The following is a 23068-nucleotide window of genomic DNA, read 5'->3' on the forward strand; positions in this document are numbered from 1 at the left end:
CTAATCCTTCAGCAACTGCGCGGCATTGTCGCCGATCTGAATGCCAACCCTGGTGCCGTTTTCGAAACCGCAGCCGGCGCTGCGCGAATTCTGCTGGCGCACCATGAAGACATCGCCTTCGTCCAGCCGGACATGGATATGCGTGTCGGTACCGAAATAGACGATGTTCTCGATCGTGCCGCTGAGATCGCCGCGGCCTTCGACGAGCTTCGCATGTTCGGGCCGGACCATCAGCGTTGCGTTGCTGCCGGCGCGGAAGTCCACGGCGGCGGTCGCGCGTATCTTCGCACCCGAACGCAAGGCGACCTGCGCCTGGCCATTGCCGGCATTTTCGACCGTGCCGGTCAGGAAGTTCGTCTCGCCGATGAAGTCGGCGACGAAGCGTTCCGCCGGGTGGTCATAGACATCCCATGGCGTGCCGACCTGCAGGATGTTGCCCGACGACATCACCGCGATGCGATCCGACATGGTCAGCGCCTCTTCCTGGTCGTGGGTGACGAAGATGAAGGTGATGCCGGTCTCGTGCTGCAGCCGCTTCAATTCGATCTGCATTTCCTTGCGCAGCTTGTAGTCGAGCGCCGACAAGGGTTCGTCGAGCAGCAGCACTTTCGGCTGCGGTGCGAGCGCCCGGGCGAGCGCCACGCGCTGCTGCTGGCCACCGGAGATCTGGCTGGTGCGGCGGCTCTTCAAATCCTGCATGTGGACGAGTTTCAGCATCGCGTCGACACGCGCTTCGATCTCGGCTTTCGGCCTGCCCAGCATCTTCAGGCCGAAGCCGATGTTGTCGGCGACCGTCATGTGCGGGAACAGCGCGTAGGACTGGAAGACAGTGTTGACCGGCCGCTTGAACGGCGGCAGCGGCGCGATGTCCTGGCCATAGAGCAAGATCTCGCCGTCGGTCGGAAAGTCGAAGCCGGCAATCAGCCTGAGCAGCGTCGTCTTCCCGCAGCCGGATGGACCAAGCAGCGTGAAGAATTCATTTTCGCGGATCGCGACGGAGACGTTGTCGAGCGCTCTGACCGAATCCTGGCCGGTTCCCCGAAAGACCCTGGTGACGCCCTTCGCCTCAACGGCGGGCCGCATGGCTGTCAAGATATTCCCCTCTCCTTGGTGGCCATTCACCGGCTGACGCCGGCTGTCCAACTCAATCCTCGATCTCAGGAATAACTATGACTAAACATACAGTCAATATCTTTTTGCAAGCATGGCCACGGCACGACCAGCGATGATGTGGCCGATGCGCCGGTGAACCCGTCATGATATGGTCAAGGACGAGGCCATTATGAATTGGGGCAAGTTTGTGGCGTGATCGCCACGGCCTGCAGGGCTTGGATCAGGGTCATGCGCCTATTTCTGGCGGCCGCGCTGCTGATGACGATGGCGCTCTTCTCCGCCGCGCGCGGCGAGGAGCGTATTGCGTTGGTCGTCGCCAATCCGGCCTATGAGGGCGCATCGGCCATCGCCAACGCCGAGCTCAGCGCCGAACTCGTTGCAACATGTCTCAGGTCGCTTGGCTTCACCGTCCGGCAAGTGTCCGATGGCGACCGCGCCGATGTGGCGCATGCCATGTATGATTTCGCCAAGTCGCTGAGCGCCGCCGATTCCGTTGGCGTCTTCTACTATGTCGGCCATACGGCTCAGGCCAATGACCGAAACTATCTGCTGACGCGCGGGGCGCGAACCGATTCGAAGGAAGCCGTGGACCAGACGGCATTGCCTCTCGATCTGTTTATGCAAGCGCTCGAGGCCACACCGACATTGAAGTTGGTTCTGCTCGACAATCCCGGCGATGGAAACAACCCCACCCCAGGCGTGATGCAAGGTCTGTCGGTCGTCGATCCGCTCTCCCACGCCATCGTCGCCCTTTCCGCCAAGCCGGGAAGCGTCGCGCTGAAAGAAACCAGCCCGGTCACGGTGTTTGCCGATGCGCTCACGGCAGCGCTGACCAGGCGAGGCATGGGCATCCGCACCATCCTCGCCTCTGTCAGGCAATCCGTTTACGAAAGGACATTCGGTACGCAGTGGCCATGGGTGGCCTATGGCCGTTCGGCAGACACAAATTTTGTGCTGACGCCGGACCAGCCGGCCGCCGCTGCACCGGCGCCAACCGAGGCGCCGCCCGAGACAGCCGCGCCGCAGCCGGCACCGCCGCCGACGAGCGCGGACGGCAGCGGCTATGACAGCCCGCCGAGCGGCTACGATTTACCAAGCGGCGGCGACAACGGCAGTGAATACGGCTCCGGCGGTTCCGATGGCAGCAGCCAGGCGCCCTATCCGATGGATGTGGCGCCGGGGACCGGCAATCCCGACGCCTCGACGGGAAACGGCGCCGACGAGGCTGCCCGATACGAGGAATACAAGCGCCAGGAGCTGCAGCGTCAGCAGTATGAGGAGCAGGCTCGACAGCAATACGACGAGTCCGCCAAGGCCGCGGCCGCTGCGCAGAACAATCTCGGCGAGCCCTATCAGAGCGACGGCGAAGCTAGCGGCGCGGAGCCAGCCCCGCCTCCCGACGCGCCATCGACGATGGAGCCACCTGCCCCGCCGCGTGACACCGCGACATCCGAAGAACCTCCGGCGGCATTGCCGCCCGCCCCGGAGCCAGCGCCCGGCCCGCCGCCTGTCGTTGTGCCGCTTTCCCCTTTGCCCGACGTGGCGGCCGATGCGCCTTCAGCGCCGCCACTGGAGTCGCCTGCTGTCGCGATTTCTCCACCCGTCGACAACAATTCGGTCGAAATCGTGCGCCACCCGACCATCGATGCGCCGGATGAGATAGTTGCCGGTGACACGGTGACTGTTTCGATCGCCCTGACCGAAGAGCAATTGACGCCCGAAGTGAAGGTCAAGGCAGCGCCGGGTTCGTCGGTGACAGAAGATGGCGCCTTGGCCATGGCAATGCCGGCAGGGGCAGAGCAATGGCCCATCGACATCGATCTGTTCGCCTCCGGCTTCGATCTCGCCGATGGCGGCAAATGGAGCCGGCAGACCACGCTTTACCGCGAAGGCGACAGCGACTTCGTCCGCTTCGACCTCAAGGCGCGGCCCATTGCAAAGGACAGCAAGCCAGGCCAGCTCATCGCCCGCATCTACAGCGCCGGAAAATTCCTGGGATCGGCGTCGCGGCCCGTGACCATTCGCCGAACGGCGCCTGCAGAGGCGGCCGCGCCGAGCGCGACAGCCAATCGTGCTGCCGCGCCTGCCATGCTGATGCTCGCCTCCGCCCCGCCGCAGCCGGCGCTGACCGGCAGCGTCCAGCTTGGCAATGCCAGCCCCGACGATGTCCCCGATCTCGATGTCACCATCCTTTATGACGACCCGAGCGGACTGGGCGCCGGGCAAATCATCATCCATTCGCCGCATCTGGCCGGCCCGGTGACCGATACGTTCTCGACGCCACCGCAAATGGCGGCATGGCTGGACTCGCAATATCTGCGGCTGCTGCAGCTCGGCCTCAACCTGCGCGGCGCGGTGTCGCTGCAGCAGCCTGCCGCGAACAGCGACCCTGACGCGCAGAAGCGCTTTGTCACGCTGGCCGCCGAAGGCTTTGGCGACGCGCTCTACCGCGACTATGTGCCGGAGGCGTTCAAGGATGTGTTCTGGTCGCTGCGCGACAAGGGCGAACTGCATTCGATCCAGATCACTTCGAACAGCCCCGTTCTGCCCTGGGAGCTGATCCGCCCGCAAAGCGTGGATGGCGCAACCCGCGATGGTTTCCTCGGCATGAGCTACCGGCTTGCACGCTGGGCGCCGCGCAGCACCTCCTCGCAGCTCGACAATCCGCTCGATCGGATGGCTTTCACCGGCGTCGCGACTGTGGCTCCTTCCTATGTCGACAAGCAGTCGCTGCCGTTCCAGGAGGTCGAAATCCAAGCTCTGAGCAAGCTCTCCGGCTATCGCCGCTTCGATGGTGATTTCGTCTCCTTCGAAAGGCTGGTCGGCGAGATCTCGACCGGCTTCATCCATTTTTCCGGCCATGGCGAGGTCAACCAGCCGAGCAGCGGCAGGCCGGTCTTTGCCATCGATCTGGTCGATCAGTCGCTCGACCCCGACACCTGGCGCGCGCTGGTCATGGCCGCGCACGGCAAGGGCAATCCGTTCTATTTCTTCAATGCCTGCGACACGGGCAAGTCTCGGCTGCTCGGCGGTTTCGTGCAGGGCTGGGGTCCGGCGGTGCTGGCCGGAGGCGCGTCAGGGTTCATCGGCGGCATGTGGCCGTTGACCGACCGAGCGGCCGCCGCCTTCTCGAGCGATTTCTATGGTGGCATCAGTACGCGCCTCAAGAACGGACCGGTTTATCTGGCCGAGATGCTGCAAGTGGTGCGCAAGCGCTTCTATGAAACCGGCGACCCGACCTATCTTGCCTACACGTTCTACGGCAACGCCAACCTGCAGGTGGTGGCGCGGTGAACGACCGTTCTTTGCAGTCAGATACTCGGCCGCGTAGGCGCCGACGCCGCTGGTCATCAGGCCGATGATCCGTATGCCTTCGGGAGTTACAGGGCCCTTTGCGGGCATGGCGCTCCGGCGGCGTCACCACAGCGCGACGCCGTGGGCTGAGGCCGGAAGCTCGTCTCTTCGGACTGGCGCACCAGTTCGGCAAAGAGAAGCGCGAAGCTTCCCAGCATCAGGAAGACGATGATCAGGCGTGTTACCGGCAATATGTCGGCCTCTAATGGCTAGGCCCCACGCCACCCATCCACTGCCGGCTAACATGACCGATCCGGCTTTACGAGAGTTTAAGCCCGGTCTTAACCATCACATTCGCGTCGCCTTTGACATGATACGCGAACGGCAAGTCCGCATCTCGCCGCTCCGCGGTCGTCTTGCCATTCGGGATGGGCGTACCATCAGGGATGGCGTTGCCATCCGGAATGGCGGCTCCCTTTGCAGACGCACCCCGCCCATGCTACCCCGGCGCTGGCGCGGCCCAGCAACCGGCCGCCGCCAACCGGTCGTCATCGGGGAGCCATGAGCAAAGCCGCCAGCAGCATCGCCTTCGTCTCGTCCGACACCGCTGACGCCAAGACGGCGCTCGAAAGCCTGTCGGCGCGCTATGGCCAGTCCTCCGTCGAGGATGCCGGAATCGTCGTCGCGCTCGGCGGCGACGGCTTCCTGCTGCAGACCCTGCGCGACACGATGGGGACCGGCAAGAAGGTGTACGGCATGAACCGTGGCACCATCGGTTTCCTGATGAACGAATACCGGTCCGGTGGCCTCACCGAGCGTCTCGCGGCCGCCGTCGCCGAAACGATCCGCCCGCTGGAGATGCTGGCCGTCACCTCGGAAGGCGAAACGGTTTCGGCGCTGGCGATCAACGAGGTGGCGCTGTGGCGCCAATCCTATCAGACGGCCAAGATCCGCATCACCGTCGACGAGCAGGTCCGGCTCGAGGAACTGAGCTGCGACGGTGTGATGATCGCGACGCCTGCCGGGTCCACCGCCTACAATCTTTCGGCGCACGGGCCGATCCTGCCGCTCGATGCGCCACTGCTGGCGCTGACCCCGGTCAGCCCTTTTCGCCCACGCCGCTGGCGCGGCGCGCTGCTCTCCAACAAGGCGACCGTGCGCTTCGACATTCTCGAGCCGGAAAAGCGGCCGGTGAACGCCGCCGCCGACCATACCGAGGTCAAGGCGGTGACCTCGGTGACGGTCAGGGAATCACCAACGGCGACAGCAACGTTGCTGTTCGATCCCAATCATTCCTGGAACGAGCGCATTCTCGCCGAGCAGTTCCGCTATTGAGCCGGCGCAGTGACCAACACCTCGATTAAGCATCCCGATTAAGGTTACAACTTCACAATCGCGCCAATGCCGCCCGTTTCTGTTGACAAATCGCGGGCTTGCGCCTAATCGCAATACCAATCTTGCAGGCGCGTGGCGCTTGCCGCGACAGACGCCGTTGCGCTTCCCCGAACCAGCCAAAGACAACAACACTTGTCCTCAGACACCACGACCGCTCAAGAAGCGTTGACCTTCGCAGACCTCGGCCTGTCGCCGAAGGTCCTTTCCGCAGTCACCGACGCCGGCTACACCCAGCCGACGCCGATCCAGGCTGGTGCGATCCCGCACGCCTTGCTCGGCAAGGATATTCTGGGCATCGCCCAGACGGGCACCGGCAAGACGGCTTCCTTCGTGCTGCCGATGCTGACCCGCCTCGAAAACGGCCGGGCCCGCGCCCGTATGCCGCGCACGCTGATCCTGGAGCCGACGCGCGAGCTCGCCGCACAGGTCGAAGAGAATTTCATCCGATACGGCAAGAACCACAAGCTCAACATCGCGCTTTTGATCGGCGGTGTCTCCTTCGACGAACAGAACAAGAAGCTGGAGCGCGGCGTCGACGTGCTGATCGCGACGCCCGGCCGCCTGCTCGACCACCGTGAACGCGGCAAGCTGTTGCTCAACGGCGTCGAGATCCTCGTCATCGACGAAGCGGACCGCATGCTCGATATGGGCTTCATTCCCGACATCGAGCGCATCTGCGAGATGATCCCGTTCACCAGGCAGACGCTGTTCTTCTCGGCGACGATGCCGCCGGAGATCACCAAGCTCACCGAAAAGTTCCTGCATGCGCCGGTGCGCGTCGAGGTCTCGAAGGCCGCGTCCGCCGCGACCAACATCATCCAGCGCCTGGTCAAGTCCGGTTCCAAGCCATGGGACAAGCGCGAGACGCTGCGCAACCTGATCAAGGCCGAAGACGCAGAGCTGAAGAACGCCATCATCTTCTGCAACCGCAAGGTCGAAGTGTCGGAGCTGTTCCGGTCGCTGCTGAAGTATGATTTCGACGCCGGTGCGTTGCATGGCGACATGGACCAGCGCGCGCGCATGCAGATGCTGGCCAATTTCCGCGACGGCAAGCTGCGTTACCTCGTCGCTTCCGACGTCGCCGCGCGCGGCCTCGACATCCCCGATGTCAGCCACGTCTTCAACTACGACGTGCCGATCCATGCCGAGGACTATGTCCACCGCATCGGCCGTACCGGCCGCGCCGGGCGCTCTGGAAAATCCTTCACCATCGCGACCAAGTCGGACACCAAGTATATCGATGCCATCGAGCGGCTGATCGGCAACAAGATCGAATGGCATGACGGTGACCTGTCGACAGTGGTTGCCAGCGAAGGCGGCGAGGACGATGCTCCGCGCCGTGGCAAGGGCGCGCCGCGCCGTGCCGGCCGCAAGGACGATGATCGCAAGGACAGGGGCGAGCGCAAACCGCGCGGCGAACGCCACGCGAAGCCAAGCGAAGATGCGGCACCGGCAACGGTACGCGCGGAGCAGCCTGAAGTGGCCGAGACCGCGGTCGCCGATATCGGCGAACGGCGCTCGCGCAAGGAAGCGATCCGTTCGGAAAACACCGAGCGCAAATCATCCGATCGCAACGAGCAGCGCGCACCGGAGCGCGGCGACACCAGGCCGCAGCGCGACAGCAACCGCCCTGCCCGCCAACGCCACCAGGAAGATAACGATTCCACCGTCGGCTTCGGCGATGACATGCCGGCCTTCATGCGGATCGTCGCCAAGGTCTGATATTGCGGCGCGTCCTTTTGGACGCGCAAAGCGTATAGCCGATTGTGAAAGCGATCCGGCGCTAAAGGTTTTTGAGCTCCAGGCGCGCCGCCAACAAATCCAGGAACGCGCGAACCTTGGCGGAAGATGATCTGCCTTCCGGCCACAAGGCGTGTATCGGCACCGGCACCGGCTCAAATTCCGTCAAAACCAGTTCCACGCGACCCTCGTCCACCAAATGTCCTATCTGCCAAAGGGGCGAGTAGCCCAAGCCCAATCCGTGGATTGCGGCGGCATAGATGGACGTCATCAAATTGGACCGAAATGCGCCGGCGACCTTGACCGCCCTAGGCTTGCCTTCGATCTGAAACATCCATTCACCCGGACGCTCGTCAACGGTTCGAACGATGCAGCTATGCGCACTCAGTTCAAAGGGATGGGCCGGGCGGCCGCGGTGTCCAAAGTAGGAAGGTGCGCCGAATACGACGCGCCGCAACGCGCCCAGGCGTTTCGCTCGCAAGCTGGAATCCGGCAAATCGCCGATTCGTATCGCCAAATCGAGGCCTTCGGCACCTAGATCGACAAATCCATCGGAGAGCTGGAGGTCAACCTCGACCCGAGGATATGTTCGCATGTAATCGGCGATGACAGGTACGAGGAAATCCGGGCCGAACAGAACCGGTGCGCTCACGCGCAGGATGCCTGATGGCTCCGATCGCTGGTTGGCTGCCTGCAGCCGGGCTTCATTGATTTCCTCGATGGCGGGTTTGACGCGGTGGAAAAAGGCCGCTCCGGCTTCGCTTGGTGTCGAGCGGCGCGTTGTCCGATGCACAAGTTCGACCCCGACGGAGTCTTCCAATGTCGCCAAGGAGCGGCTGATGGACTGCAGTGAGCGGTTCAGCCGGCGTGCGGCAGCCGTAAGGCTTCCCAGGTCGATGACCGCCATGAAAGCTTCAAAATCATCTATCCGGCTCATGAATTCTCCCGAAGATCGAGAGAATCTATCGCAGTATCGATGAATTGTAACGCGGTTCGCGAGATTTTATTGTCCCAGCAAGAAGGCCCGAAAGGGCAGGCTTGATGGAAGGAAATGTCATGCGAGCACCCAATTCGACTGTCCTGGTTGTCGGCGCCACAGGTCGATTTGCCGGACTGGTCGTGCCTGAACTTGTCCGCCGCAATGCCAATGTTCGAGCGCTCGTTCGCGACCATCCCGCCAACATCGAAAAGGCCAGGAAGCTCGGAGCATCCGAGGTCGCGATCGGAGATTTGCGCAACCATCAGAGTCTGGAAAGCGCCGTCGAGGGCGTCGACGGCGTCTTTCACATCGGGCCGGCTTTTGCTCCCGATGAAGCCGCGATGGGTGTTGCCATGGTTGAAGCGGCGAGCCGGGCAGGCGTTCGAAAATTCGTCTTCTCGTCAGTGATCCAGCCTACCAATACGAGACTGGAAAACCACGCGAGCAAAGTGCCGGTCGAAGCCGCTCTCTACTCGACTGACATGGAATACACCATTCTGCACCCAGCCAATTTCATGCAGAACATCGAGGCGGCCTGGCCGTCGGTCATCGAGCATAGCGTCTTCTCGGAACCGTTTCCAACGACAGCAAAGGTGGCGCGTGTCGATTACCGCGATGTCGCCGAAGTGGCTGCGATCGCGTTGACCGAATCGCGACTGTCCTATGCAACGCTTGAACTTTGCGCCGGTACGCACAGCCGCGACGAGATCGTTTCAATGATGGGTGAGGAACTTGGCCGCCCGATCTCTGCCGGCGAGCCGACGTTTGAAGAATGGGCGGCGAATGCCCGCCTCCCCCTACAGCGACTGCCAGATGCAGTTGCTGGCCAAGGTACACGCCCACTACGCTCAATATGGCCTTGGCGGAAACAGCCTGGCGTTGCGTGCCGCCCTGGGCCGCGAGCCACGCTCTTTGCAAAGCTTCATTCGCGAACTGACCCTGCGAACGGCGCACGCCGCCTGATCGCCGTCACAACGGCTCCATTCACATTTTCTGACCAGGAGATTTTCATGTCACGCGATAAGGTTTTGAAATTGAGAAAACTACCGCCTTCCTACGGCGTGGTGGTGATGCCGTTCGTTCTTTCAATCCTCATGTCCTGCATTGTCTCCGCGGTTTCGACCGCAATAGGCACGGGCTGGGCGAGCGGTTTCGTGGCGACTTGGTCGTATGCGTGGGGGAGCATCATGGCTTGTCGCGTTTCCAAGCCTGCTGATGGTCCTTCCAATCGTACGCCGGATCGTCGCAATGATCGTCGATCAGCCCGCCCGCTCCTAGGGCCACGTTCGCATCCGCGTGTGTTTTTGATCTTGGGGTGGCTCGATTCCGCTCGCGCCGCTGCAAGTTATCTACGGATCACAGTACCCGCCAGACAGGAGCAATCAGTCGGGAAGCGGCAGCGGCGTGTCACTCAAGGTCCGCAGGTAAGCGATGACGTCTGCTCGCTGCTTCTCGTCCTGCAGACCCGGGAAAATCATATCTGTTCCAGGCAAAGTAAGTGCGGGGTTTGAGATAAAAAAATTGAGTTCCTCGAAAGTCCAATCGCCGCCGGCGTCCTTCAGGCTTGACGAATACTCGACATCGCTTTGCGAAGCCTTCCGCCGCCCTACGATGCCCCACAGACTGGCTTTTTTGGAAACCTTGACCCCCGGCGCTGCAAGATGACAAACCCCGCACGTTCTGCCGAAAATTTCTTTGCCCGATTCAGCGTTTGCCGATGCAAGTCGTGGCGAAATCGGCGCTAGGGCCGGCCGTGCGGCGCCATGCCTGCGCAAGTAGGCCACGACGTCGTCGTGACCACTGAGCTTGGCCAAATGTATGGGCGGATTTCCATTCGATGTCAGTGCATTGACCTCTGCTCCGGCATCCACAAGATGGATGACGCATTGAAGGCAGCCATTCTCGGCAGCCACGTGCAGCGGGGTCTGGGCTTTAGCCACCTGATTTGGATTAGCCCCATTGTCGAGCAACAGCTTTACGATGTCGGCGTACCCACCCTTGTTGGCGGCGTAGAGTGGCGTTCTTTGCCAACTGACGGGCAGGTTAACGTCCGCCCCACGATTGATCAGAAGTTTTGCCAACTCGACATGTCCGGCTTCGCAGGCGATGTAGAGCGCCGTGACACCGTCAATTTCGTTGACAGCCGCGCCTTTGTCCAAGGCGGACGTCACCGCTGCGACGTCGCCATTCCTGACAAGGTCACCTAAGTCGCTCGCCTGGGCGGGCAGTGTAAAAAGCCACAGGACCCACGAAGCCCTTATCACCCACATGCGCCCCCGCTTGATCATTGTATCCTCTCTGATGAGGGTTCCATGACGGGTTTATCTTAGAACAAGGGCTTGCTGGCGGCGGGCATGGCAACGGTAGCCGAAAATGGCCGCTTCGCCTCGGAAGCAGACATACGTGTTTGATCTAACCATGCCTGACTCGCCCGTTACATCGGCCCGGGCATCATCTTGGTCGGCTTTTCCAGCATCGGAAACTCGGCCTTGCTGCATTTCACGTTCGGGTTCGTCGGACTGAACATGCCGTTCGGGTTGTCGCCGAACCAGGCGTGAAGATCATAGTGCACGAACTCCTTCGGGATGAGCGGGTAGTGTCCCTCCATCGGGCCCATGAAGGTTTGGCCAAACAGCTTCGGCGGCGCCTTGATGTCCGGCGTCAGCGGCACGAGCCATTCCACCCCGACCAGGCGCAGACCCTTTTTCGTGGGCTCGTAAATCAGCACATTGGGGTGCATCGGGTCGAGTTTCTGGCCGACACTCGGGACATTGACGAAATGGATACCCATGGCGCCCTTCGGGTAATCCATCGCGCCCGGTATCTTTTCGCCGCTGAAATAGACGCAGCCGACTGTCGACAGATAAAGGTCGCGGACGGCCGCGGTGTAGTCCTCATATTTGGCGAGGGACTTTTTCAAGGCATCGATGTCGGCCTTGTTGGCGTCCTCGGCCAGGGCCGTAGCGATGCCCAACCATGCGCTTGCGAGACTTGTAAAAGCGAGGACGCCGCAGCGCCCAAGGGTGGCTGTTCTTGCCATGCATTCCTCCCAGACTACTGATCTGGCCGTGCAAGACCGAGGCGGAAAAATGCTGATTTCGCGGCCAGTTGTACCGCCTCATCCCCTCTGGAACAGCGATGATGCTATTCCTTTCCATGGCTGCGGGAAAGCTATATTTTAGCAATAGCTAATCTTATGATGTCCTATCGAAGAGCGGCGGCATCAGCTCAAACGAAAACGGCCCCCATCGGGGGGCCGTTTCGCATTGACTTGCCGAACAGCTCAGGTGAGCGGCGACAACTGGATCTCGACGCGACGGTTCTGGGCGCGGCCTTCGGACGTGGCGTTGGATGCGACGGGACGCGTCTTGCCGAAACCGGTGACGGCGAAGCGGCGCTGATCGACGCCCTGGCCGGACAGATAGTTGGCGACCGCCAGAGCGCGGCGCTGCGACAGGTCGAAATTGTGCTGGTCGCCGCCGGTCGAATCGGTGTGGCCGAAGACGTCGACCGTGGTCTGCTTGAACTTCTTCAGCACCAGCGCAACCGAGTTCAGCACCTGGTAGAAGCCGGGCTTCACCGCATCCTGATCCGAGTTGAAGGTGATGTCCGACGGCATGTTGAGGATGATCTGGTCGCCGCTGCGGGTGACGCTGACGCCGGTGCCCTCGAGCTGCCGGCGCAGTTCGGCTTCGTTCTGGTCCATGGTGGCGCCGATGGCGCCGCCGGCCAGCGCGCCGATGCCGGCGCCGATCAGCGCGTTGCGGCGGTCATTGCCGCCGGCAAGCAGGCCAAGGCTGGCACCCGCCAGGGCGCCAAGGCCGGCGCCGGCCGCCGTGTTGGAAATCTTCTGGTCGCCGGTATACGGATCGGTGGTGGTGCAGGCACTCACGAGCACAGCCGTCGCCACGACGACGAGCACAGTCTTTTTCATAGGATCGTCCCTCTCCAAGTCACGCCTTGCGGTGGCGCCAAATCAGCCCTTCCCGCGACTTGTACCATGAAATGCGGCGAAAAGCGGAACGGCAAAAGCGCCGCCCACGGCTTTTCCCGGAGGGCCAATTCCTCGGCGTGATTGCGCATCTTCGTGCTGGGATGGCCTGAACTGGGCTACCAGAGATTCTTGCCGTCGATGATCACCAGTTCGACCTTGTCGAGATCGAAATCGTCGAACAGCCGCGCGTTGACGCTGATCTTGGGATTGTCGAAATCCGGCTCGCCGGTCGACCAATCCGGCGTTTGCGTGAACGTGCCGCAGCCGCAGGTGGCGCAAAAACCGTGCTTTACGGTTTTCGATCCCCACTGGTAGACAGAAACGTTTTCAGCTGGGCTGGTGAGCTTGAATTGCGATGGGATGTAGTAGGCCCAGAGCGAGCCGCGTTTCGAGCAGAACGAACAGGTGCATTGCGTCACCGTCTGCGGTGCCTGCGAAACCTCGAATGTCGTCGCCTTGCAATGACAGCTTGCCTTGATGGTCATCAACGAATTCCTCCTGTCGCCCGCCCTGTGCGGCAAAGGCAGCATAAAGAGGTGCTCCTGACAACTGTCTGTCAGCAGGCGTCCACCGAAGCGCACAAACCCGAACTGCGGCCCCCGTCACACGCGACCGTGGATGTCCGACCGCCGTCCCGTCGTCAATAGGAGCGCGGCGGCACGAACAGGCAGATCGTCTTGCCAGCGTCGAGACCGGCCTGATGCGCGCACCAGTGGAACTCGCCGTCCGGGCTGTCCTTGACACGCTTGTCGCTCATCGGAACGACCTCACCCGTCCCGGCGATGACATAGCCCTCGGGTTTCTCCAACACTTCGCCGGTATGGGTGGTGCGACAATCATAGTTGGCGCAGCAGGCGAATGGGTAACTCCAGCCTTGCGGCTTTGCCGCCGTCGGCGTGGCGTCGTGCGCCAAGGCAGATGCCGTCAGCATTGCGGTCGCGCCGATTGCCAACAGGGAAAACAAAAGTCGGCCAGCCGGTTGAACGGCATTGGCCGATCTGGATGTGGCAGACATGGAAACGTTCCTTTCAAACGAGCGTCAAGCGTTTCGCTTGCCCGTTCCCGGAACGTGTCTTCCCAGCGGCCAGATCGTCAGCTTGCAGATATGCCGCGACCGGCCATAAATGCTTTTTGTCTCCCCTCAATGCATGGATGGTGAGCGCAAATGTGAGTCGGCGCAAGAAATTGCTGTGTGGCCGGCCGCAGCCTATTCGCCGACGGATCCGGCAGCCACGACGTGCTCTTCATACTGCGGCAGATCGTCGGTGATGGTGAACCAGCCGGCCTTCGAGCCGACGAAAATATGCGCGGTTGGACGAATGGCCGGATCGTCGACAAGGGTTCCCATGGCGACATGAACGTAGGCGCCGTCGCGCACGAGCGAATAAAGCAAGGAGCCGCAGCGGCCGCAATGCGCGTCATGGCCGCTTTCGTCGCCGAAAATCAGGAGTTCGTCATGCCCGGCGGTGAGGGCAAACTTGCCGCGTTCGATGCCGGCGAAAGGCTTGAAGGCCGAACCGGTGGTGCGCCGGCAGTTCGAACAATGGCAATTCGCGGCATAGACGAATTCGTCGGCGACCTCGTAGTGAACCGCGCCGCAAAAGCACTTTCCGGTGAGCTTGCTGGGCACCCGTTCCTCCTTTGCCTCCACGCCAGGTATGTCCCGATTCTAGTCCAGGTCCGCCACCGCTTCACCCGCGCCGCCTTCGATGCGCTGCGACAACGAGGCTTCCATGAAATCGTCGAGGTCGCCATCGAGCACGCTCGACGGGCTGGTGCTCTCGACGCCGGTGCGGAGATCCTTCACCAGCTGATAGGGCTGCAGCACATAGGAGCGGATCTGGTGACCCCAGCCGATGTCGCTCTTCGACGCCTCGGTGGCATTGGCCACCGCTTCTCGCTTCTTCAGCTCTTCCTCGTAGAGCCGCGAGCGCAGCATTTCCCAGGCCTTGGCCTTGTTCTTGTGCTGCGAGCGTTCGGCCTGGCAGGCGACCGCGATGCCCGTGGCGATATGGGTGATACGGACCGCTGAATCCGTCGTGTTGACGTGCTGGCCGCCCGAACCGGACGAGCGATAGGTGTCGATGCGCACGTCGGATTCCGAGACGTCGATCTCGATCCTGTCATCGACGACTGGATAGACCCAGATGCTGGAGAAGGACGTATGGCGGCGCGCATTGCTGTCATAGGGCGAAATGCGCACCAGGCGATGCACGCCGGACTCCGTCTTCAGCCAGCCATAGGCGTTGTGGCCCTTGATCAGCAGCGTGGCGGATTTGATGCCGGCTTCTTCGCCGTCATGCATTTCCAGCACCTCGACCTTGAAGCGCCGCCGCTCGGCCCAGCGCGTGTACATGCGCAGCAGCATCGAGGCCCAGTCCTGGCTTTCGGTGCCGCCGGCGCCGGCATGGACTTCGAGGTAGGTGTCATTTGAGTCGGCTTCGCCCGACAGCAGCGTCTCGACCTGGCGGGCCTTCGCTTCGCCCTGCATCGAACGGATCGCGGCTTCAGCCTCGGCGATGACGCCCTCGTCGCGTTCTTCCTCGCCGAGTTCGATCAGGCCGATATTGTCTTCCAGCGCCTGCGTCAGACCTTTCACCGAGGCGATGCCTTCTTCGAGGCCCTGGCGTTCGCGCATCAGCTTCTGCGCTTCCAGCGGTTCGTTCCAGAGGCTGGCGTCCTCGGCGCGCACATTGAGGTATTCAAGCCGCTTTATGGCCTGATCCCAGTCAAAGATGCCTCCTCAGCAGGGTTATCGCCTGCCTGATCTCGTCGACAATATTCTGCGTTTCCGCGCGCATGGCTGGCTGTTCTGTCCTGTTTGCTGAAATCGGTCGGCGCGATACATAGGGAGGCCGCCGCCGGCTGTAAAGCAAAATGGGCTGGCGCAAGGCCAGCCCATCCGCTCCTGAAAATCGTCAGTAGAGGCCGCCGCCGCCGGACTGGATGGCTTGATTGGCCTGCGGCGACAGCGCGCCACCGGTGGCATTGGAGCCGTCGGCGCCCATGCCGATCACCCAATAGCTGTCGGCAGGACCAGTGCCCGGCTTGAAGGCTTCGATAATGGTGCCCGGATCGCCCGATGCGGCACGCATGCCGGTCTTGCGATTGATGGCGACCAGGTTCATGCCTTCGGGCACCTTGAAGTCGACATTGGGCGTGCCGTCCAGCGCCACCCGCATGAAGTCCTTGAAGATAGGCGCCGCCAGACCGCCGCCGGTGGCGCCGTGGCCAAGGCCGCGCGGAGTATCGTAGCCCATGTAGAGGCCGACGACGAGGTTGGGCGTATAACCGATGAACCAGGCGTCCTTTTCGTCATTCGTCGTTCCGGTCTTGCCGGCGATGTGGCGGCCGAGTTCACCGATGGTGGCGCCGGTGCCGCGCTGCACGACACCTTCCATCATCGAGGTGATCTGGTAGGCCGTCATCGGATCGAGCACCTGCTCGGAATTGTCGACCAGTTCCGGCTCCGGCTGGTTCTGCCATTCGGGCGCATTGCAGCCCTGGCAGCCACGTTCATCCTGTTTGAACACCGTCTTGCCGTAGCGATCCTGGATGCGGTCGATGAGAGATGGTTTGATCGACTTGCCGCCATTGGCCATGATCGAATAGGCCGACACCATGCGCATCACGGTGGTTTCGCCGGAGCCCAGCGCCATCGGCAGATAGGGTGCCAGATGGTCGTAGACGCCAAAGCGCTCGGCATATTCGACGACCAGCTTCATGCCCATGTCATTTGCCAATCGCACCGTCATCAGGTTGCGCGACTTCTCGATGCCCGAGCGCAGGGTCGCCGGACCAGCGACGGTGCCGTCGTAGTTCTTCGGCGTCCAGGTCGTGTTGCCGCTCTGGATGGTGATCGGCCCGTCCATGATCACCGAAGCCGGCGTATAGCCATTGTCGAGCGCCGCCGAATAGACGATCGGCTTGAACGAGGAGCCCGGCTGGCGCATGGCCTGCGTCGCGCGGTTGAATTCGGACTGCGCGTAGGAGAAGCCGCCGACCATGGCCAGCACACGGCCGGTATGCGGATCCATGGCGATCAGGCCGCCCTCGACCTCGGGAACCTGGCGCAGGCTGTAGGCGCCATCGGAGCCATCGTTCTTCTGCACGAAGATGACGTCGCCCGGCTTCAACACCTCGGCCGGCGACTTGGCCTTGACGGTCTTGCCGTCGACCACATGGCGCATGGCAAAACCCATGTCGTCCTTGCTGACGGTGCCTTCGACGCGTTCCTTGACGATGTCGCCGGATGCCTGGCGCGCGGGCTGCAGGCCGATCGACAGGCCTGTCGCCGAACTGTCGAGCACGACGGCGAGCGACCATTCGGGAACATCCTCCAGCCCCTTGACGTCGCCGAGCGGCACGCCCCAGTCGCCCGACACGTCGATCGATTTCACCGGCCCGCGATAACCGCGCAGCGTGTCGTATTTCATCAACCCGTTCTGCATCGACTTGCGGGCAATGAGCTGGATCTTCGGATCGAGTGTGGTGCGGACGGAAAGGCCGCCTTCGTAGAGCGCATTCTCGCCGTAGCGGGCGATGATCTGGCGGCGCACCTCTTCGGTGAAGTACTCGCCGGCGAACAGATAGGTGCCGCTGCGGCGCGGCGTCACGCCCAGTGGCTCGGCCTTGGCCTTGTTGCCTTCCTCCCGCGTGACGTAGCCATTCTCGACCATCTGGTCGATGACCCAGTTGCGGCGCTCGATCGCGCGATCGGCATGCTTGAAGGGGTGGTAGTTGTTCGGTCCCTTCGGCAGGGAGGCCAGATAGGCGGCCTCGGCCACGGACAGTTCGTTGACCGACTTGTCGAAATAGGTCAGCGCCGCACCGGCGACGCCATAGGCGCCGAAGCCGAAGAAGATTTCGTTGAGGTAGAGCTCGAGAATGCGATCCTTGGGATAGGCCTGCTCGATGCGGAAGGCGAGGATCATCTCCTTGATCTTGCGCTCGTAGGTCTGGTCCGAGGACAGCAGGAAGTTCTTCGCCACCTGCTGGGTGATCGTCGAGGCGCCGACCTGACGCCGGCCCGAGCCGAGATTCTGCAGGTTGACGATGATGGCGCGGCCAAGGCCGGTCACGTCGATGCCGGGATGGTTGTAGAAGTTCTTGTCTTCCGCCGACAGGAAGGCCGCCTTGACGCGGTCCGGTATGGCCTGGATCGGCAAATACAGGCGCCGTTCGCGCGCATATTCGGCCATCAGCGCGCCGTCGGACGCATGGATGCGGGTGGTCACCGGCGGCTCGTATTTGGCCAGCACCTCGTAGTCGGGCAGATCCTTCGACAAATGGCCGATGTAAATGGCAACGCCCGCCGCGACCAGAAGGGCCAGCGTCGTGCCGATGCCGAAAAAATAGCCAATGAGACGAATCATACCCGCTCCAGTCCTTGGTTCGGGAATTTCCTAAACGAAGCCGCCTTTCGCGCAAGCTTTCGAGCCGGTCCCAATCCGTAATCGAAAACCCTTGTCGCCACCATGTGGACAAAATACGGCAATGCCGGATTTCGCGGCCGCGAGCCGGAAATAAAAGCACCGGGTGTTGTCGTCGCGCAACGCTGCCTCTGGTTGCAGCCGCCGCCTTGCATGTCAGCCTCCGGTTCCCGGTCCGGCCTTGGCTGAAGCGAAAAGCGCGACGGCATTGGTTATGCTCTGGGCGGCCTTGCCCCGCCAGTCGGCGTTGAGCAGCTGCGCCTCGTCCTTGGCGTTCGAGAGATAACCGAGTTCGACCAGCACGGATGGCACATCGGGCGCCTTGAGCACCTTGAAGCCCGCCGAACGCTGGGGATTGTTGATAAGGCCGACGCTGGTCGACAACTGGCCGACCAGCGTGTGGGCAAAACTCATCGAGAAATTGTGCGTTTCGCGACGGATCAGGTCGATCAGGATGTCGGTGACTTCCTTGCTGTCGTTCTTGATCTCCATGCCGGCGAACTGGTCGGAGAGGTTTTCCCGGTCGGCAAGCGCCTGCGCCTCGGGGTCCGAAGCCTTGTCGGAGACGGTGTAGACGGTGGCGCCGCGAATGCCCTTGACGCTGATCGTGTCGGCATGGATGGAAATGAGCAGGTCGGCCTCATGCTGCCGGGCAATGCGCACGCGGTCGTCCAGACGCAGGAATTCGTCTGTGTCGCGCGTCATGAACACATCGTAATTGCCGACGGCCGCGAGTTTGTCGCGCAGCTCCGTGGCGAAGGCCAGCGTGACGTTCTTCTCGATCGTGCCGTTCAGGCCCTCGGCGCCGCCGTCGATGCCGCCATGGCCGGGGTCGATGACGACGGTGAAACGATGGCCCGGATTGGAGACCGGCCCGGTGCCGACCCGCCCTCCCTTGTCGGTCGAAACCGTCGATCCGGTGGTCAGCGCCTGATTGGCAAGTGCGGCATCGAATTCGCGTGCGGAGGCCGCCGACATGTCGATGGCAATGCGGTAGCCGGTTCCGTCCTCGTTCTTGAGCACATCGAGCTTGTCGACGGCGAACGGCCCCTTGCCGGTGAGGATCAGCCGCGAAACGCCCTCGCCGAGCTGGCCCAGGCGCACACCCTTGACCAGGCCGCGCGCCTTCAAATCCTTGGCGTCAATGGCGAATCTCGTATTGGCGAGATCGATGACAAGGCGGCTGGGGCCGCGCAACAGGAACCATTTGATATCGGGTTCGCGATCGAAATCGATGACGATGCGCATCTTGGTGGCATCGCCGGCCATCTTGTAGCCTTTTGCCACCAGCGGAGCGTCGGCGGCATTGGCGACTGAGGAAAAGCCCGAACAGATCGCCAGCAGCAAGAGGCAGAAAGCGCCGAGAATCCGGCCGCCAACACGACATCCCTTGTCTGTGAAGTCTGCCAGTCCCATCTCTCTTCCAGTCGCTCCCGGTTTGGCGCCAGGCGCCCGGTCGTTTTTGTCGAAATGCCGGTTAGGCCGCGAACTCGATTAACGATTGGTATCCAGAGAAGGTTAACCAAGCCTTTTCATGCAGGTCGTAACCCAGACTTACGTCACGGAACTGCTTTTTGCCGGCATCGGAAATCGGGGTTGCCTTCCACCCCGCCAAATCATAAAAGCGATGGTGGATCACTGCAATCCTGGAACCGCCCTCCTCCGCAGCTTCTTGCTACAGGGTCAGATGTAAAGGCGGCTCCTTTCGCTTCACGCGAAAAGGGTTCAGGTGATCGCGACGAATTTCGCAGGCGTGCTCCCGTGGCGGGGGAATCGCCTGCGTGAGGAAAACGGCCGGGTTTGTCCCCGTGCCGGCTCTGTATGAGCAAACAAGCTGGTCCGGTTCGTCCGGGCTTTGGTTCAAAAGGTTCTGCTGGTGACGATGGCTTCAAGCGCAATCATGGAAAGGTCCGCATCAAACCGCGCCAGTATGGCTGCGGGCGGCACCGCCATGGCGCTCAAGCGGCGGCCGGCGGACGTTCAAATATCCGGCACCCACATTCCAGACACGCAGCAGCAGGCTTTGCCTCGCAAGCTGCGGCTGACGGCTGCCGGGGGAAACGAAATAATGCCCAACAAAATGCTGATAGACGCCTCCCACCCGGAGGAAACACGCGTTGTCGTCGTTCGCGGTAACCGTATTGAAGAATTCGACTTTGAATCCCAGGACAAGAAGCAGCTCAAAGGAAACATCTACCTGGCCCGCGTAACGCGCGTAGAGCCCTCCCTTCAGGCAGCCTTTGTCGAGTATGGCGGCAACCGTCACGGTTTCCTCGCCTTTAGTGAAATACACCCCGACTACTACCAGATCCCGGTCGCCGATCGTCAGGCACTGCTGCGCGCGGAAGCGCAGGAGGCTGAGGACGAAGAGAACGAGGACGGCGACGGCGATGATCGCCAGAGCCGCGATCGTGGGCGGCGCGGCCGCCGGCGCGGCGGCAAGCCCCGCGACCGCGGTGAGCACAAGCGCGATGCAGCCGATTCCGACGAGGCAGGCGAAGGCAGCGAAAATGGCGACATCGTTGTCGAGGAGATCTCCCACACCTCCGAGATCATCGAACACGCAGCCGATACATCGGAACATTCGGATGCCTCGGGGCACGCCGGCGCGTCCGAGCATGACGAAGCTTCGGCTGACCAGGACGAAACGGAAACCCGCGAGGGTGGCCCGACATCGATCGCCGCCGTGGTCGAAGGCGATGTGATTTCCGAACCCGTCCCGCAGGCCGAACAGGGCAGCGAAGCCACATCCGGCGACAATGATCGCGGCATGCTGGAAGAAGTACAGTCCTCGCATCCGGACGATCACGAGGTCGAATCGGTCGGTGCCGAGGATGCGCTGGAAGAAGTGCGCAATCGCCGCAAGCCGGTGCGCCGCCAGTACAAGATCCAGGAAGTGATCAAGCGCCGGCAGATCCTGCTGGTGCAGGTCGTCAAGGAAGAGCGCGGCAACAAGGGCGCGGCCCTCACCACCTATCTGTCGCTTGCCGGCCGCTATTCGGTGCTGATGCCGAACACGGCGCGCGGCGGCGGCATTTCGCGCAAGATCACCAGCGCGGTGGACCGCAAGCGCCTGAAGGAAGTCGTTGCCGATCTCGAAGTGCCGCAGGGCATGGGCGTCATCCTGCGCACCGCCGGCGAGAGCCGTACCAAGGCCGAGATCAAGCGCGACTACGAATATTTGATGCGGCTTTGGGAAAATGTCCGCAATCTCACCTTGCAGTCCACGGCCCCTGCCCTGGTCTATGAGGAAGGCAGCCTGATCAAGCGCTCCGTGCGCGACCTCTACAACAAGGATATCGACGAGATTCTTGTCTCCGGCGAGGAAGGCTATCGCGAAGCCAAGGACTTCATGCGCATGCTGATGCCGAGCCACGCCAAGGTGGTTCAGCCGTTCCGCGACACGACGCCGATCTTCGTGCGCAACGGCATCGAGGCTCAGCTCGACCGCATGCTGCAGCCGCAGGTGACGCTGAAGAGCGGCGGCTACATCATCATCAACCAGACCGAGGCGCTGGTTGCCATCGACGTCAATTCGGGCCGCTCCACCAAGGAGCACTCGATCGAGGACACCGCACTCCACACCAATCTGGAGGCGGCCGAGGAAGTCGCGCGTCAGCTCAGGCTGCGCGATCTCGCCGGCCTGATCGTCATCGACTTCATCGACATGGAGGAGAACCGCAACAACCGCTCCGTCGAAAAGCGGCTGAAGGATCACCTCAAGAACGATCGTGCGCGCATCCAGGTCGGCCGTATCTCGCATTTCGGCCTGATGGAGATGTCACGCCAGCGCATCCGCGCCAGCGTGCTGGAATCGACCATGAAGCCCTGCCCGCATTGCGGCGGCACCGGCCATGTGCGCTCCGATTCGTCGGTCGCGCTGATGGTGGTGCGGGCGATCGAGGAATTCCTGCTCAAGGATTCGCGCAGCCACATCACAGTGCGGACGCCGGCGGCGACCGCACTCTACGTGCTCAACCACAAGCGCGGCACGCTGGTGGAACTCGAAAGCCGCTTTGGGCTGACGATCACCGTCGAGGCCGACGATTCGGTCGGTGCGCAGCACTATGCGATCTTCCGCGGCGCGCTGGCTGAAAAGCCGGAAGGCTTCGTCGAGGCACGCAGCTTCCCGGCCTATGTCGAGCCGGAAGAGCCCGAGGACGAGATCGTCGTCGTCGAGGAAGACGACGAGGCGCCGGTGCAGGCCGAACAGCCGCGCCAGCAGCCGCAGCAACAACAGCCTCGGCCCGCTGCCGGTGGTGAGGACGGCGAAGGCCGCGACCGCAAGCGCCGCAAGCGTCGGCGTCGTCGCGGCGGCAAGGACCGCGACCGCGAACATGGCGCCCCTGCGGACGGGACTTCCGTCTCCGCTCCGGCTGGCGAGTTCTCCGACTCGGCGGACGGCGAGGAGGAAGCGGACGACAACGCCCCCGTTGGTGTCGCCGAAACATCGGAAACGGTTGAGGCGTCGGACGAAGGCCAGGGCACTTCGGATGAAGGCCCAGGCACTTCGGACGAAGGCCAGGGCAAGAAGCGCCGGCGTGGCAAGCGCGGCGGCAAACGCAACCGCCGCGAAGACGGTGAAGGCGAGGCCGAGGCAAGCGCCGGCGAAACAGCCGACGCATCTGAAGTCGAAGTCTCGGCAACCGAGGTGATCGCCACCGAGCCGGTCGTTGCCGCACCGGCCGAAGAGCCGGTGGTGCTTGCGCCGGCCAATGACGACGCGCCGATCGCTGAAAAGCCTAAGAAGCCCCGTCGTGCCGCCAAGCCGAAGAAGGCCGCGGCCGAAATCGTCGCCGAAGAGCCGGCTGCCGAAGTGGTCGCGGAAGTACCGGTCGAGACGCCGGCCGCCGCACCCGACGAAACAGCCGTCGCTTCCGTCAAGGATGCACCGAAGGCCCGCCCGTCACGGCGCAAGCCGGCGGCCGTCGATGCGCCGGTCGTGCCGGTGGTGTCTTCGACCGTTGCGGAAGAGCCCGCGGCCAAGACCGAGGACAAGCCGAAGCGCGCCGGCTGGTGGCAGCGGAAAGGCTTTTTCTAAGCCTTTCAGTCACTTGAAGTGATTTTCTGACAAGAAGAATCCCGCGCCATCGAAAGATGGCGCGGGATTTTTCATACCTG

General features: G+C 62.4%; 15 protein-coding genes and 2 pseudogenes. 6 read left to right on the forward strand and 11 right to left on the reverse strand.

Annotated elements, in window-relative coordinates:
• Window positions 1–1083 carry an ABC transporter ATP-binding protein gene (locus HB777_14340; protein ID QND68775.1) on the reverse strand — a complete coding sequence of 361 codons (1083 nt, stop codon included), beginning with the start codon at window positions 1081–1083 and terminating at the stop codon, window positions 1–3.
• Between the two features lie 258 nt (window positions 1084–1341).
• Here HB777_14340 and HB777_14345 point away from each other — a divergent pair, with 258 nt between their 5' ends.
• From HB777_14345 to HB777_14355, 3 genes are all read left to right on the forward strand, one after another.
• Window positions 1342–4407: a CHAT domain-containing protein gene (locus HB777_14345; GenBank protein ID QND64947.1), complete on the forward strand. Its 3066-nt coding sequence runs from the start codon at window positions 1342–1344 to the stop codon at window positions 4405–4407.
• A gap of 561 nt (window positions 4408–4968) precedes the next feature.
• Window positions 4969–5742, forward strand: a complete 774-nt coding sequence (locus HB777_14350) for an NAD kinase (GenBank protein ID QND64948.1) — start codon at window positions 4969–4971, stop codon at window positions 5740–5742.
• 192 nt (window positions 5743–5934) lie between these two features.
• Window positions 5935–7524, forward strand: coding sequence for a DEAD/DEAH box helicase (locus HB777_14355; GenBank protein QND64949.1), 1590 nt, complete (start codon window positions 5935–5937; stop codon window positions 7522–7524).
• A 61-nt stretch (window positions 7525–7585) separates the two neighbouring features.
• On the opposite strand, the gene HB777_14360 is transcribed toward HB777_14355, so the two are convergent.
• Window positions 7586–8479, reverse strand: coding sequence for a LysR family transcriptional regulator (locus tag HB777_14360; GenBank protein ID QND64950.1), 894 nt, complete (start codon window positions 8477–8479; stop codon window positions 7586–7588).
• Between the two features lie 119 nt (window positions 8480–8598).
• On the opposite strand from HB777_14360, the pseudogene HB777_14365 reads away from it, so the two are divergent.
• Together HB777_14365 and HB777_14370 are read left to right on the forward strand one after the other, a co-directional pair.
• A pseudogene (locus HB777_14365) lies at window positions 8599–9484 on the forward strand (NmrA/HSCARG family protein).
• Window positions 9485–9531: 47 nt separating this feature from the next.
• Window positions 9532–9799 (forward strand): annotated as a pseudogene (locus HB777_14370) (DUF2798 domain-containing protein).
• 104 nt (window positions 9800–9903) lie between these two features.
• On the opposite strand, the gene HB777_14375 reads toward HB777_14370, so the two are convergent.
• The 9 genes from HB777_14375 to HB777_14415 form a co-directional block, all read right to left on the reverse strand.
• Window positions 9904–10809: a c-type cytochrome gene (locus HB777_14375; protein QND64951.1), complete on the reverse strand. Its 906-nt coding sequence runs from the start codon at window positions 10807–10809 to the stop codon at window positions 9904–9906.
• 146 nt (window positions 10810–10955) lie between these two features.
• Window positions 10956–11561, reverse strand: coding sequence for a hypothetical protein (locus HB777_14380; protein QND64952.1), 606 nt, complete (start codon window positions 11559–11561; stop codon window positions 10956–10958).
• A gap of 243 nt (window positions 11562–11804) precedes the next feature.
• A complete protein-coding gene (locus HB777_14385) occupies window positions 11805–12455 on the reverse strand; it encodes an OmpA family protein (GenBank protein QND64953.1) in 651 nt (216 codons plus the stop codon).
• Between the two features lie 176 nt (window positions 12456–12631).
• Window positions 12632–13000, reverse strand: a complete 369-nt coding sequence (locus tag HB777_14390) for a GFA family protein (protein QND64954.1) — start codon at window positions 12998–13000, stop codon at window positions 12632–12634.
• Window positions 13001–13155: 155 nt separating this feature from the next.
• Window positions 13156–13530, reverse strand: coding sequence for a hypothetical protein (locus HB777_14395; GenBank protein QND64955.1), 375 nt, complete (start codon window positions 13528–13530; stop codon window positions 13156–13158).
• 192 nt (window positions 13531–13722) lie between these two features.
• A complete protein-coding gene (locus HB777_14400) occupies window positions 13723–14145 on the reverse strand; it encodes a GFA family protein (protein QND64956.1) in 423 nt (140 codons plus the stop codon).
• Between the two features lie 39 nt (window positions 14146–14184).
• Window positions 14185–15316, reverse strand: a protein-coding gene (locus HB777_14405) for a peptide chain release factor 2 (protein ID QND64957.1) whose coding sequence is annotated in 2 segments (ribosomal slippage) — window positions 14185–15249 and window positions 15251–15316 — 1131 coding nt in all. Because the reading frame shifts where the segments join, the coding sequence is not laid out codon by codon here.
• 117 nt (window positions 15317–15433) lie between these two features.
• The gene (locus HB777_14410; protein ID QND64958.1) at window positions 15434–17890 is read right to left on the reverse strand and encodes a penicillin-binding protein 1A; all 2457 of its coding nucleotides are present in this window, start codon (window positions 17888–17890) and stop codon (window positions 15434–15436) included.
• Window positions 17891–18103: 213 nt separating this feature from the next.
• Window positions 18104–19363, reverse strand: a complete 1260-nt coding sequence (locus tag HB777_14415) for an N-acetylmuramoyl-L-alanine amidase (protein QND64959.1) — start codon at window positions 19361–19363, stop codon at window positions 18104–18106.
• Window positions 19364–20015: 652 nt separating this feature from the next.
• On the opposite strand from HB777_14415, the gene HB777_14420 reads away from it, so the two are divergent.
• Window positions 20016–22988 (forward strand): Rne/Rng family ribonuclease, encoded by a 2973-nt coding sequence (locus tag HB777_14420; protein QND64960.1) that lies wholly within the window; start codon window positions 20016–20018, stop codon window positions 22986–22988.
• Window positions 22989–23068 lie beyond the last annotated feature (80 nt).

The organism is Mesorhizobium loti (assembly GCA_014189435.1).
In the GTDB taxonomy this organism is placed as follows: domain Bacteria; phylum Pseudomonadota; class Alphaproteobacteria; order Rhizobiales; family Rhizobiaceae; genus Mesorhizobium; species Mesorhizobium loti_G.

Coding starts and splice junctions, on each gene's coding strand:
- HB777_14340 (QND68775.1), bottom strand. CDS start 1,083: ATGCGGCCCGCCGTTGAGGCGAAGGGCGTCACCAGGGTCTTTCGGGGA.
- HB777_14345 (QND64947.1), top strand. CDS start 1,342: ATGCGCCTATTTCTGGCGGCCGCGCTGCTGATGACGATGGCGCTCTTC.
- HB777_14350 (QND64948.1), top strand. CDS start 4,969: ATGAGCAAAGCCGCCAGCAGCATCGCCTTCGTCTCGTCCGACACCGCT.
- HB777_14360 (QND64950.1), bottom strand. CDS start 8,479: ATGAGCCGGATAGATGATTTTGAAGCTTTCATGGCGGTCATCGACCTG.
- HB777_14375 (QND64951.1), bottom strand. CDS start 10,809: ATGATCAAGCGGGGGCGCATGTGGGTGATAAGGGCTTCGTGGGTCCTG.
- HB777_14380 (QND64952.1), bottom strand. CDS start 11,561: ATGGCAAGAACAGCCACCCTTGGGCGCTGCGGCGTCCTCGCTTTTACA.
- HB777_14385 (QND64953.1), bottom strand. CDS start 12,455: ATGAAAAAGACTGTGCTCGTCGTCGTGGCGACGGCTGTGCTCGTGAGT.
- HB777_14390 (QND64954.1), bottom strand. CDS start 13,000: ATGACCATCAAGGCAAGCTGTCATTGCAAGGCGACGACATTCGAGGTT.
- HB777_14395 (QND64955.1), bottom strand. CDS start 13,530: ATGTCTGCCACATCCAGATCGGCCAATGCCGTTCAACCGGCTGGCCGA.
- HB777_14410 (QND64958.1), bottom strand. CDS start 17,890: ATGATTCGTCTCATTGGCTATTTTTTCGGCATCGGCACGACGCTGGCC.
- HB777_14415 (QND64959.1), bottom strand. CDS start 19,363: ATGGGACTGGCAGACTTCACAGACAAGGGATGTCGTGTTGGCGGCCGG.
- HB777_14420 (QND64960.1), top strand. CDS start 20,016: ATGCCCAACAAAATGCTGATAGACGCCTCCCACCCGGAGGAAACACGC.